Annotated in this window: 11 protein-coding genes; 8 read left to right on the plus strand and 3 right to left on the minus strand. The window is 70.0% G+C overall.

All coding sequences use genetic code 11. From position 1 onward, the window contains the following. Position 1 precedes the first annotated feature (1 nt). Genes ACIQTT_RS00935 through ACIQTT_RS00950 form a run of 4 tightly spaced genes read left to right on the plus strand, consistent with a single transcriptional unit; the run spans position 2 to position 3,191 of the window. A complete protein-coding gene (locus ACIQTT_RS00935) occupies positions 2-793 on the plus strand; it encodes a hypothetical protein (protein WP_402784803.1) in 792 nt (263 codons plus the stop codon). Continuing rightward, positions 790-1,317, plus strand: coding sequence for a hypothetical protein (locus tag ACIQTT_RS00940; protein WP_402784806.1), 528 nt, complete (start codon positions 790-792; stop codon positions 1,315-1,317). Before ACIQTT_RS00935 ends, ACIQTT_RS00940 begins: the two co-directional genes overlap by 4 nt. A 10-nt stretch (positions 1,318-1,327) precedes the next feature. Next, complete coding sequence (locus ACIQTT_RS00945; protein WP_402784809.1) at positions 1,328-1,981, plus strand: SDR family oxidoreductase; 654 nt, start codon at positions 1,328-1,330, stop codon at positions 1,979-1,981. A gap of 4 nt (positions 1,982-1,985) precedes the next feature. Next, positions 1,986-3,191, plus strand: a complete 1,206-nt coding sequence (locus ACIQTT_RS00950; protein ID WP_402784812.1) for a glycoside hydrolase family 3 N-terminal domain-containing protein — start codon at positions 1,986-1,988, stop codon at positions 3,189-3,191. 7 nt (positions 3,192-3,198) lie between these two features. Here the strand turns inward: ACIQTT_RS00950 and ACIQTT_RS00955 are convergent, their stop codons facing one another. The 3 genes from ACIQTT_RS00955 to ACIQTT_RS00965 are packed head-to-tail and all read right to left on the minus strand — an operon-like array spanning position 3,199 to position 5,771. Beyond that, entirely contained in the window at positions 3,199-4,068 is an 870-nt protein-coding gene (locus ACIQTT_RS00955) for a 3-methyladenine DNA glycosylase (RefSeq protein ID WP_402784815.1), read from the minus strand. Position 4,069: 1 nt separating this feature from the next. After that, positions 4,070-5,095 (minus strand): App1 family protein, encoded by a 1,026-nt coding sequence (locus tag ACIQTT_RS00960; protein WP_402784818.1) that lies wholly within the window; start codon positions 5,093-5,095, stop codon positions 4,070-4,072. Between the two features lie 4 nt (positions 5,096-5,099). Continuing rightward, positions 5,100-5,771 (minus strand): DedA family protein, encoded by a 672-nt coding sequence (locus tag ACIQTT_RS00965; protein WP_402784821.1) that lies wholly within the window; start codon positions 5,769-5,771, stop codon positions 5,100-5,102. A 41-nt stretch (positions 5,772-5,812) separates the two neighbouring features. On the opposite strand from ACIQTT_RS00965, the gene ACIQTT_RS00970 reads away from it, so the two are divergent. The 4 genes from ACIQTT_RS00970 (at position 5,813) to ACIQTT_RS00985 (ending at position 12,918) form a co-directional block, all read left to right on the plus strand. After that, positions 5,813-7,153, plus strand: coding sequence for an anthranilate synthase component I family protein (locus ACIQTT_RS00970; protein WP_402784824.1), 1,341 nt, complete (start codon positions 5,813-5,815; stop codon positions 7,151-7,153). 34 nt (positions 7,154-7,187) lie between these two features. Beyond that, positions 7,188-9,764, plus strand: coding sequence for a leucine--tRNA ligase (gene leuS, locus ACIQTT_RS00975; protein ID WP_402784827.1), 2,577 nt, complete (start codon positions 7,188-7,190; stop codon positions 9,762-9,764). Positions 9,765-9,919: 155 nt separating this feature from the next. Next, positions 9,920-10,588: a helix-hairpin-helix domain-containing protein gene (locus ACIQTT_RS00980; RefSeq protein ID WP_402784830.1), complete on the plus strand. Its 669-nt coding sequence runs from the start codon at positions 9,920-9,922 to the stop codon at positions 10,586-10,588. After that, positions 10,585-12,918, plus strand: coding sequence for a ComEC/Rec2 family competence protein (locus ACIQTT_RS00985; RefSeq protein ID WP_402784833.1), 2,334 nt, complete (start codon positions 10,585-10,587; stop codon positions 12,916-12,918). Before ACIQTT_RS00980 ends, ACIQTT_RS00985 begins: the two co-directional genes overlap by 4 nt.

A 12,918-nucleotide genomic window follows, 5' to 3' on the forward strand; every position in this document is an offset into this window, starting at 1 on the left:
CATGCTTCGCCTCGCACTGCTGATCGTTTGGTTGCTGCTCACCGCCTGGCTGGTGATCTGGACGGGCGAGGGGCTCTTCGGAATCGACCAGCGGCAGTCGATACTCCCTTTCGGGAGCGACAGCCTCGGTGCCCCGATCATGATCGGCGTGGCCTGGGGGCTTCTCCTCACCTTCGGGGGCGTGATGCTCGGCCCGACCCGCCGACGACTCGCACGCGCGGGTGACGCACGGATCGGTATCGGACGCATCGTCGAGGTCGAGACAACGGGAACGACCATCAACGACGTGCCTCAGTACGACATCTTCCTCCGCGTGACCCCGACCGATGGCGACGACTTCGTGGCGCAGCTGCGCACCCTCGTGCCGCTCGCCGACGTGGGGGCGCTGCAGGTCGGCCAACCGCTCGCGGTGCGGTACCGGCCGGGCGACCACGACGCCCTCGAACTCGTGGATCCGTCCGATCCGGCGGTGAGCGAGGCGTTGCTGCAGTGGCGCATCGACCGCGGACTGATCGACCCGAGCCAGGTCCGGGCGCGCACGACCGGTACGCAGGTCCCGGCATCCGTTCTCGAGATCCGGCCCACCGGGCGCCGTCGTGAAGGCCAGTCCGAACTCGCGCTGCGGGTGCTGCTCGCGCCCGAGGGAGGGGAGACCTGGGAGGCCGACACCACGGTTTTCGTCTACCCGCAGGCGATCCCGCATCTGCAGGTCGGCGCCCCGATCTGGGCGTTCTACCGCCGGGAGGATCCGCAGACCGTGGCCGTGACGATCGAAAAGGAGGCCGGCCGATGAACCCCCTCGACACCCTGTTCTGGTTGATGAACTTCCCCGCCTCCCACGCCTACGCGATCGTCTTCATCGCCGGGTTCTCGATCCTGGGACTGTTCGCGGTATCGGCGAAGCGCACGAGTCCGGGCGCGGCGCTGCGCCGTATGCGCGAGCGCGAGGGTCTGCTGACAGCGGGCAGCGTGGCACGGCGCGACATCGGCGGAACGACGCTTCGCGTACTGTTCCGCATCCTCGCCTTCGTGATGCTCGCGAGCCTCGTCATCGGCATCCTGAGCCTGACCGGCGTGCCCGTCACCCGCGCGTACATCTACGACAACGGCCGCCCGACCGTGGCAACGCTCGACGGCGATTGGGTCACCTTCACCACGGCCGACGGGGTGGAGTACACCCTCGAGAGCAACTTCTTCAGCCCGGCCGTCTTCCCCGACCGCGACGCGTACATACCGGGCGGTCAGGGTGTGGTCGTACGCTACCTTCCGAGCCATCCGCAAGCCTTCGTGATCGACAGCTCTCAGCTGCCGGAGTAAGGAGAATCGTGTGTCCCGCATCATCGTCTTCGGAGGGCACGGTCGTATCGCCCTTCTGCTCGCCCCGCTTCTGGTCGCCCGCGGCGACGAGGTGACCGCCGTCATCCGCAACCCTCAGCACATCGCCGACGTCGAAGCCGCGGGCGCGCGCCCGCTCGTCGCCGACATCGAATCGCTCGACGTCGCGGGGATCGTCGATCTGATCCGCGATCACGACGCGGTCGTCTGGTCGGCCGGTGCCGGCGGAGGAGACGCGCAGCGCACGTACGCGGTCGACCGCGATGCCGCGATCCGCTCGATGGACGCGGCCGAGGCCGCGGGAGTCCGCCGCTACGTCATGGTGTCGTGGATCGGTTCGACCGCCGACCACGGCGTGCCCGAGAGCGACGGCTTCTTCGCCTACGCCGATGCGAAGTGGGCGGCCGACGAGCACCTGCGCTCCACCGACCTCGACGGCACGATCCTCGGCCCTGGCACCCTCACATTCGACGACCCGACCGGTCGCATCGTGCTCGACCCCGAGGGCAGGGGCGAGGTGTCGCGTGCGGATGTCGCCGCGGTCATCGCGGCCGCCCTCGTCGAGCCGTCGACGTTCGGGCGGACGATCCGCTTCGGCAACGGTCCGGCGGACGCCGCCCTGCCCATCGCCGAGGTGTTGAGCTGATCGGATGAGGACGCTGCGTCGCTGGATGCTCGCGACCGTCGCCGCTCTCGCGGTGGCGGCGGTCGCGGCACCTGCGGCGGCGCAGACGCCGTCGGAGACCCCGCGGCCGGCCGCCCAGAGGCCGCAGGCGGATGCTGCGACGCCGGGCATCGTCGGCCCCGCTGCTCGCGCGGTGGCCGACGTGCACGACATGAGCGTCACCGAGCAGGCGGCCAGCGTCGTGATGGGGCATATCCCGGTGACGGATGCCGCGGCTCTCCGCGCCTATATGCAGCAGGGACTCGGCGGCTTCATCCTGATGGGGTCGAACATCCCCGCCACCGAGCCGGAGCTGCAGGCGCTCACCTCCGCGTTGACGGTCGACGCGTCGCTCCCTCCGCTGATCGCGATCGATCAAGAGGGTGGAATCGTCTCGCGTCTGCCGTCCGACACGTTCGCGGCATCGACGACGCTGAAGTCGGCGCCGGTGGCCGAGACGACGGATGCCTTCGCGGCGCGGGCGTCAGTGGTCGCCCGCTCTGGGGTCAACATCAACTTCGGCACGGTCGCCGATGTCACCTCCGATCCCGCATCGTTCATCTACGGCAGAGCTCTCGGCGACGACCCGTCATCGGCCTCGGAGCGCGTCGCGGCGGCGACGACGGCACAGGAGGAGTTCCTCGCGTCGACGCTCAAGCACTTCCCGGGGCACGGAGCGGCGGAGGGAGATTCGCATCACGCGATCCCGACGACGCCGATGTCGAAGGAGCAGTGGCGCACGGCCGACGCGCCACCGTTCACCGCCGGCATCGATGCTGGTGCCTCGCTGCTGATGTTCGGACACCTCGCGTACACCGCGGTCGATCCCGCCCCGGCGTCGATGTCGGAGGAATGGCATCGGATCGCCCGCGAGGAGCTCGGTTTCGCGGGGGTCATGGTGACCGACGATCTGGGCATGCTGCTCTCGTCGGGCGACCCCGCCTACGCGGATCCGGTGGCGAACGGCGTCGCCGCGATCGCTGCGGGCAACGACCTCGTGCTCATGATCGCCGGGTCCACTCCCGAGACCGCCGGTCAGATGGTCGCGGGGCTGGTCGCCGCGGTGGAATCCGGCGACCTCCCGGCCGAGCGACTGGCGGACGCGGCGACCCGCGTCAGGGAACTGCGCCTCGAGCTGGCCGCTGACACGGCCGACTGGTCGGTGTGCGAGAACTGCACGCCCGCCGGCTGAGCGCGCCTTACGCGGCCGCGGTCTCCGCGTCTCCGAGCCAGGCGTCGAGCAGCGCGGCGCGCAACGCGGTACCGCGGTCGGCGAAGACACGCTGGCGGCGCACGTACTCCGCCTTGCCCTCACTCGTCTCGATCGGCACGGGCTCGACGTTCCACGCCGAGAGGTCGTACGGGGCCGCCTGCATGTCGAGCAGACGGATGTCGCGAGCGAGCTCGAACGTATCGAGCAGCAGCTCACCCGGAACAAGGGGTCCGAGCTTCGTCGCCCATTTGTAGAGATCCATCCCCGCGTGCAGGCAGCCCGGCTGCTCGAACAGCGGCTGCTCCTCGCGGGTGAGTGGGGAGCGATTGCGCGGCACGGCCTCCGGGGTGAAGAAACGGAAAGCGTCGAAGTGCGTGCAGCGCAGATCGTGCGCATCGACCACGGCGTCCGTGCCCTTTCGCCCCAGCCGGAGGGGAACGGGGTGACGGTGCTCGTCCGCCTGGTAGACCATGGCCCACTCGTGCAGACCGAAGCATCCGAACTGACCGGGTCGTGAGGCGGTGCGGCGCAGCATCCGTTCGACGAGTCCCGCGAGCTCCGGCTTCTCGCGCGCGAACGCGGGAGCATCGGGCACGACGTTGCCGGGAGCAGAGCCGGCGGCGTACCAGCGCCAGTCCGCGCGCTCCGGAGCATCGGCGAGTTCGACGGCCGCGCCCGGATGCCAACGGCGCAACTGCGCGGGTTTGTACGAGTAGTACGTGAAGAGGAAGTCCCACACGGGGTGCTTCTCCCCGGCCGCGGCGCGCGAGCGGTGCTCGGCGGTCAGGGCCTCGGCGCGCTCCTGATGGGCGCGTTCCCGTGCGCGCCAGTCGACCTCGTCCAGGGCGAGCGGCATGTCAGTCCAGGATGCCGGCGTCGCCGAGGCGGTCGCGGAGCCCGGCGCCGTCCTCGGCGCTGACCCACGGCACGTCCTCGTCGCCGTGCGGCTCGGCATCCGTGCGCCCACCGGCGAGAACGGCCTCGGCAGGGAGCAGACGACGGATCGCGACACCGGCGACGGACTCGGGGTGCTCCTCGAGGAAGGTCGAGTAGATGGCCTCGTCGTGCTGCCCGTCGTCGCCGATGAGCAGCCAGCGCACGTGCGGGAACTCGGCGGCGAGCCGACGCAGGTTGGTGAGTTTGTGCTCACGACCGCTGCGGAACCAGCGGTCGTGTGTGGGGCCCCAATCGGTGAGGAGCATGGAGCCGGCGGGGAAGAGGTGGCGGCCCAGGAAGCGACGGAGCGTCGGCGCGATGTTCCACGCGCCGGTCGACAGGTACACCATCGGGGCGCCGGGGTGCTGACGCAGCAACTGGTCGAGGAGCACGCCCATACCTGGCACGGGGATGCGGGCGTGCTCGTCGAGCACGAAAGAGTTCCAGAACGCGATGAACGGACGCGGCAGAGCGGTGACCATCACGGTGTCGTCGACGTCGGAGACGACACCGAAATTCGTGGATTCGGCGACGACGAAGGCGGTCGCCTCGACCGGCTCCTGCTCTTCCGTCGACACGCGGAACGTCTGCCATCCGGCATCGAGATCCGCGTGGATCACGGCATCCACGACCCCGCCGCGGTCGGCGACGACCTGGTGCACCGTATCGCCGACGTGCACCGTGACCTTCGCGAAGCTCACCGGGATCCCGACGAAGCTGCGCCAGCCGCGAATGCTCGCGAGCTCGCCGTCCTTGCCCCGTCGCTGCGGCGGCACGATCAGCACACGCCCGACGACGCGCACCCAGCCGGGCCCGCCGTAGCCGGGGAACGGCACGACCGTCGCGGTGCGACCCCGCTTGCGCGCACGAACTTCACGCCACACGTGGAAGCGGTGTTCGAGTCGGGCGAACCAGTGGATCCGGGGCGCCGGGGGTGCGGAAGCCATTGGCTCAGTCTTTCACGTCCGCCTCGGGTTCCGCGTCGTGGGCGTCGAGGTGACGGGCCTCCGAGCGCTCCAGGAGCTTCTTGCCGAGGTAGACCACGACGAGGAAGACCACGATGATCCCGACGAAGATGTACCCGGCGTAGTGCACGCGATCGACCATCTCGTCGAAGGTCAGCGCGGCGAGAGAGGTGACGCTCACGTACGCGACCGCCCAGATCACGCAGGCAGGTGCCGTCCAGGCGAGGAAGCGCCGGTACGAGTAATGGCTCATCCCGACCGTGAGCGGAACGAGGGAGTGCAGCACGGGCAGGAAGCGCGAGAGGAAGATCGCGATGCCGCCGCGTCGTTGCAGATAGCGCTCGGCTCGCACCCAGTTCTTCTCGCCGATACGGCGCCCGAGCCACGACGTACGGATGCGCGGGCCGAGCCAGCGACCGAGGGCGAAGCCGATGCTCTCGCCGATCAGCGCTCCGATGACGACGGCGATCACCATCGCGGTCGCCTCGACGGGACCGCGGACGCCGATGGAGGCCATGATCACGACGGTGTCGCCGGGCACGATCAGTCCGATGAGAACGCTGGTCTCGAGCATGACGGCCACGCCGGCGATGAGAGTGCGGGTGACGGGGTCGATCGAACGGATGAATTCGAACATCCAGGTCAAGAGGTCATCCACAGCACGAGAATACGGGAGCGGCCAGGTTCTAGGCTGACAAGGTGCCCGATCGTCCGACCGCTCGCCCCCTTCCCATCTGGGTCGAGCCCGTCGACGTCTTCCGTGTTCTCGAGGCCTCCTCGCCGGAGGTGTTCTGGCTCGACGCGGGTCCCGACACGGCGAACGGGTGGAGCTTCGTCGGGGTCGGCGAGCCGTCGGCGCTGCCCGCTGACGTGGCGCTCGGTTCGGTCCCCGGCGTACCCGCCGACGGCGCGGGCGAGGACGAACGACCGCCGTTCCGAGGCGGATGGGTCGGGTGGCACGACTACGAGGGCGGGGCTGCGGCGGCCGGCGCTCCGATCCACGCCGGCGATGCGGATAACCGGGCATCGTGGATGCGCGTGCAGCGTTTCGCCGCGTTCGACCATGCGCGTCGGCGGGTGTGGGTGCAAGCCGAGGAAGACCTCGCGGAGTGGCAGTCCGTCGTCGAGCAGGCGGCGAGCGCGGCATCCGCTCTTCCCGACCTGCCGGACGCGCCGGTCGCCGGTGTCGTGGCCGAGGCCCGACACGAACCCGACGAGTACGCGTCCCTGATCGAGCGCTGCCGCGACCTGATCCGGCAGGGGATCGCGTATCAGCTCTGCCTCACGACGCACTTCTCGGCATCCGGTGTCGGCGATCCGGTCGCCGTCTACGCGCGACTGCGCGCCGCGACTCCCGCGCACCACGGCGGGTTCGTGCGCATCCAGGGTCGGGCGCTGCTGAGCGCGAGCCCCGAGCAGTTCCTCCTCGCCTCGGACGGCGTCATCCGCACCCGACCCATCAAGGGCACGCGGCCACGATCCGCGGATCCGATCGAGGATGCCGCTCTCGCCGCCGAACTCGCGGTCGACCCGAAGGAACGCGCCGAGAACGTGATGATCGTCGATCTCATGCGCAACGATCTCTCCCGCGTCTGCGTCGCCGGGTCCATCCGCGTGGAGGGACTCTGGGTCGTGGAGAGCTATCCCGCGGTGCACCAGCTCGTGAGCACGGTCAGCGGCACGGCGGCACCCGGCGCGACCGTCGGTGCACTGTTCGACGCCGCGTTCCCGGCCGGCAGCATGACCGGCGCCCCGAAGCTGTCGGCGATGACGCGTCTGCATTCGCTCGAGGGCGGACCGCGCGGGATCTACGCCGGATGCTTCGGCTACATCGGCGTCGACGGCGCCGTCGACCTCGCGATGGTCATCCGCAGCATCGTGATCGACGGCGAGAAGGCGACCGTGGGCGCCGGTGGCGGGATCACCTGGGGATCGGATGCCGCAGCCGAGGTCGCCGAGGTCGCGACCAAGGCGCGTGCGCCGCTCGCGGCGCTGGGGGCTGTCCTGCCCGGGGCCTGGGGTTCCGATATCCTGAACTGATCCCGATTTTCCTTTCAGATTGGTCGTGCGTTCGTTGTCTGAGAACCTGTCCACCGCTCCCGCCGAGGACGAGACGTCGTCGGCTCATGCCATCCAGGCCAAGTGGCAGAAGTACTGGGCGGAGAACGAGACGTTCCTCACCGGCGGCGATGACGACACGCGCCCCCGGCGCTACGTGCTCGCGATGTTCCCGTACCCGTCCGGTGACCTGCACATGGGGCACGCCGAGAACTACCTGTACTCCGACATCGTGGCGCGTTTCTGGCGTCACCGCGGGCACAACGTCCTGAACCCCATCGGGTGGGACTCCTTCGGGCTGCCCGCCGAGAACGCGGCGATCCGTCAGGGCGCCGACCCGCGCGAGTGGACCTATCAGAACATCGCGCAGCAGAAGGTCGGGTTCCAGGCGTACGGCGTCTCGTTCGACTGGTCGCGCGTGCTGCACACGTCCGACCCCGAGTACTACCGCTGGAACCAGTGGCTGTTCCTGAAGATGCACGAGCGCGGTCTCGCCTATCGCAAGAAGAGCGCCGTCAACTGGTGCCCCAACGACCAGACGGTGCTGGCGAACGAGCAGGTCGTCGACGGTCGTTGCGATCGCTGCGGCTACGAGGTCGTCAAGAAGAAGCTGACCCAGTGGTACTTCCGCATCACCGACTACGCCGACCGTCTGCTCGACGACCTCAACCAGCTCGAGGGCTTCTGGCCGCACAAGGTGCTGCAGATGCAGCGCAACTGGATCGGCCGTTCGGTCGGCGCCGACGTCGACTTCCGCATCGAGGGCCGTGACGAGCCGGTCACCGTGTTCTCGACGCGCCCCGACACGCTGCACGGCGCCACCTTCTTCGTCGTCGCACCCGATTCCGACCTGGCGACCGAGCTGGCTGCGGATGCTCCGGCCGAGGTGCGCGAGCGCTTCCAGACGTACCTCGAAGGGGTGCAGAAGGAGACCGACATCGCCCGCCAGGCGACGGATCGCCCCAAGACGGGTGTCTTCCTCGAGCGCTACGCGATCAATCCGGTCAACGGCGAGAAGCTGCCGATCTGGGCTGCCGACTACGTACTGGCCGACTACGGTCATGGTGCCGTCATGGCGGTTCCCGCGCACGACCAGCGCGACCTCGACTTCGCCCGCGCATTCGACCTGCCGGTCAAGGTGGTCGTCGACACGACCGCGCCCATCACGGGAGCGATGCCGGTCATCGAGGTCGACGACGAGGGCGTGCCGATCGACACCGGCGCACTCGACGACCAGAACCCCGCGTCCACGGGCGTCGCGCTCACGGGTGAGGGGCGTCTGATCAACTCGGGCGAGCTCAACGGCCTGTCGAAGCGCAACGCGATCGCCCGCGCGATCGAGCAGCTCGAGGCATCCGGCACCGGTCGCGCCGCGAAGAACTACCGTCTGCGCGACTGGCTGATCTCCCGTCAGCGGTTCTGGGGAACGCCGATCCCGATGCTGCACGCCGAGGACGGCAGCATCGTCCCGGTCGCCGAGGACAAGCTGCCCGTTCGTCTGCCGAGCATCGAGGGTCTCGATCTCAAGCCGAAGGGCACGTCGCCCCTGGGCGGTGCCGAGGGCTGGGTGCGCACGGTCGACCCGGCCACCGGTGAGCCGGTGCTGCGCGACCCCGACACGATGGACACCTTCGTCGACAGCTCGTGGTACTTCCTGCGATTCCTGTCGCCGAACAGCGATCAGGTCGCCTTCGACCCGGCCCAGGCCGCGCGATGGGCTCCGGTGGACTCCTACATCGGCGGTGTCGAGCACGCGATCCTGCACCTGCTGTACGCCCGCTTCATCACGAAGGTGCTGTTCGACATGGGGCTGATCGACTTCACCGAGCCGTTCTCGAACCTGATCAACCAGGGCATGGTGCTCCTCGACGGCCAGAAGATGTCGAAGAGCAAGGGCAACCTCGTGCTCTTCCAGGAGGAACTCGACGCGCACGGCGCCGACGCACTGCGCGTGGGTCTCGCGTTCGCCGGTCCCGTGGAGGACGACAAGGACTGGGCCGACGTCTCGACGACGGGTGCCCAGAAGTTCCTGTCGCGGGCCATGCGCATCGCGCGCGAGGTCTCGAGCCCGGTCGACGTCGTCTTCGACGGTGGTGATGCGGCGCTGCGCCGCACGACGCACAAGCTCCTCTCCGAGGCCCCGGCGCTCGTCGAGCAGACCAAGTTCAACGTGCTCGTCGCGCGTCTGATGGAGCTGGTGAACACCATCCGAAAGACGATCGACAACGGTGCGAACGGTGCTGCCGACCCTGCGGTGCGCGAAGCCACCGAGACCGTCGCCGTGATGCTCGACCTCATCGCCCCGCACACCGCGGAGGAGATGTGGGAGATCCTCGGTCACGAGCCCTCCGTGGGTCTCGTGACGTGGCGTTCGGCGAACCCGGCGCTACTGGTCGAAGACACCATCACCGCCGTCGCGCAGGTCAACGGCAAGGTGCGTGCTCAGCTCGAGGTCTCCGCACGCATCGGCGAGGCGGAGCTCGAGGCTCTCGCCCGCGGCGACGAGCGCGTGATCCGTGCGATCGGCGACAAGGAGATCGTCAAGGTCATCGTGCGTGCGCCCAAGATCGTGAGCTTCGTCGTCAAGGGCTGATCCGCTCTCTCGATCGAGACCGCCGTCCGGACGCCGGGCGGCGGTCTCGGCGTTCCGGCGGGGGTGGTTCTGCACGGCTGACCGATGTGCTGAGTTGTCCACGGTGTGCGGCAAGCGGTGCGGGGCAGCGAGATCGGGCGGCCTAGCGTGGGCGGATGCCGCTGACCGAAGCACCTCCCGATGACGCCCTGCCCGTGGATGCTCCGCCCGCGCCCCGACGTGTGCGTCTGAGCATCGGAGCGGCGGCGGTGCTCGCCCTCGTCGTACTTTCCGCGGCGGTCGGACTCGGGATCCTCCGCGGACAGGCCGCACCCGTCGAGACGGTGTCGATCGGAGACACGCCGACCGGGACGACGGATGCCGGGGGCGCCACCACGCCGGGCAGGGAGCTCTATGTGCACGTCCTCGGCGCTGTCGAGAAGCCGGGCCTGTACGTGCTTGCGATCGATGCGCGGATCGTCGATGCCCTCGCTGCGGCCGGCGGCACGACCGAGGAGGCCGACCTCGCCTCGATCAACCTCGCGCGCATCGTGACGGACGGCGAGCAGGTCGTCGTGCCCGTCATCGGCGCGACCGCTCCCGAACCGGGCGCGGGGACGACTCCGGGCGCGAGGACGACGGCGCCCGGCGATGATCGGATCGATCTCAACTCCGCGGATCAGGCGGCGCTCGAGACCCTGCCGCGCATCGGTCCTGCGCTGGCCGAGCGCATCATCTCGTGGCGCGACGAGAACGGGCGTTTCCAGACCGTCGACGACCTTCTCGCCGTTCCGGGCATCGGCGAGAAGCTGCTCGAGGGACTGCGCGACGGCGTGCGGGTGTGAGGCGACGCGATCTCCGGCTGCTGCCGATCGCCGGAGGAGCCTGGGCCGCCGGGCTGCTGTGCGTGTTCCTCCCGCAGACGGCGGGCGCGGTGGCTGCCTTCTGCGTTCTGTCCGCTGTCGTCGCCGGGGCGCTCGTCGGGCGCTCCCGTGCGCGTGGCGTGGAGCGTGGGGGTCTCATCATCGTGGTGCTCGCGGCGGCTGCTGCGGTCGCGGCCACCGCATGCCTCGCGATGCCGGCACGTGATGCGGTCCGCGAGCGGGAGGCGTATGCGGTCGACGTAGTGGCGGACGTGTCGTCGTCGGCGTCGGTCGGGAAGGACGGGCGACTCTGGTTCGAGGCGCAGTCGACCTCCGTCGGGTCGTCGGAGGGGAAGGCCGCGGTCTCGGCGCCGGTGCGCATCGGCATCGAGCCGGCCGAGGGCTTCGATCTCGGCGCGACGATCCGGGTGACGGGGCAGATGGAGGCGACGGATGCGGGGGAGCGCGCCGCGGTCGTCGTGTTCGCGAGCGAGGCGGAGATCATGCGCCCGGCGTCGGGGGTCTTCGCCGTGGCCGCTGGCGCGCGCAGCGCCTTCATCGAGCGGGCGACGCGCCTGCCCGAGCCGGGGGCGGGGTTGCTGCCCGGTCTCGCCGTCGGTGACACCCGGGCAATCTCCGACGCGCTGAATGACGACATGCGCACGAGCGGCCTCAGCCACCTCACGGCCGTGAGCGGCGCCAACTGCGCGATCGTGGTCGCGGCGGCGTTCTGGTTCGTCGCCCTGTGCGGAGGCGGGCGCCGTCTGCGGGTCGTCGTCGCCGCCCTCGCACTGGCGGGGTTCGTGGTGCTGGTGACCCCTGAACCCAGTGTGATCCGCGCGGCGGTGATGGCCGGGGTCGCGATGCTCACGGTGCTCCTCGGGCGTCCGAGCGCGGGCGCGGGGATGCTCGCGCTGTGCGCGACCGGCATCCTGGTCGCCGATCCGTGGCTGGCCGCGACGGCCGGGTTCGCCCTGTCGGTCGCAGCGTCGGGCGCGCTGATCCTGCTGGCACCTCCGCTCGCGCGCGGGCTCGCCCGGTGGATGCCGCAGCCGCTCGCTCTCGCGATCTCGGTGCCCCTCGCAGCTCAACTGGCCTGCGGTCCGATCATCGCGCTGTTCGCCGAGCAGCAGTCCCTGGTCGGTATCGCCGCGAACCTGCTCGCCGCTCCCGCGGCGCCGATCGCGACCGTGATCGGCCTTCTCGCCTGCCTCGCCGCACCCGTTCCGATGCTCGCCGACCTTCTCGCGGCATCCGCCTGGCTGCCGGCCGCGTGGATCTCCGTGACCGCGACGGTGAGCGCGCGACTGCCGCTCGCGCAGGCCTCGCTGGTTCCCGGCATCGGCAGCGCCCTGCTCGTCGCGGTGCTCAGCGCCGCCCTGGGGATCATCGTGCGCGGGCGGCGACGAACGAGCGGCGTCAGCAGCCGACGAGGCCGGTGGTTCTCCCGGACGTATCGCCTCGCCGCGGTGGTACTCATCGTGGCACTCTCGCTCGGCGGGGCGCATCTCGCTCTGCAGGGGCCACTCGCCGCGATGTCGGCACCGTCCGGCTGGTCGATCGCGGCGTGCGACGTGGGGCAGGGGGACGCGCTGCTCGTGCGCTCGGAGGGTGAGGTCGCGCTGATCGATACCGGTCCGGAGGCGGGTCCGCTCGACGAGTGCCTGCGGTCGCTCGGCATCGATCGCATCGATCTTCTCGTGCTGACGCACTTCGACCTCGATCATGTCGGGGGAGTGGATGCCGTGCGCGGACGGGTGGGCGCGGTGCTGCACGGACCGGTCGTCGAGGCGGAGGAGCAGCGGATCCTCGACGGCCTGGGCGCGGGCGGCGCCACCGTCACCGAGGCGACGGCGGGGCTGCACGGCACGCTCGGCGCATCGACGTGGCGGGTGCTCTGGCCGCTCCGCGAGTCGGTGGTGTTCCCCTCCGGCAACGACGCGAGTGTCGTGATCGAGGTCTCCGGCGGGGGCGTGCCGCGCTCGCTCTACCTCGGCGATCTGTCGGCCGAGGCTCAGCGGATGCTCGCACGCAACACCCCGCTGGCGGGACCGTACGACGTGGTCAAGGTCGCCCACCACGGCAGTGCCGATCAGGATCCCGCGATCTACGAGACGATCCGCCCGGCGATCGCGGTCTTCAGCGCGGGCGTCGACAACGACTACGGGCACCCGAGGGAGGAGACGCTCGACCTGCTCACGGCGGTCGGGGCGCACGTCCTGCGCACCGACCGTCAGGGGCGCATCCTGCTGGGGATCGACGACGGCAGGATCGCGGTCTGGACGGAGTCCGACGTCGGTGCCCCCGAGTAG

Source organism: Microbacterium sp. NPDC090225 (assembly GCF_044772365.1).
Classification (GTDB): Bacteria; Actinomycetota; Actinomycetes; order Actinomycetales; family Microbacteriaceae; genus Microbacterium.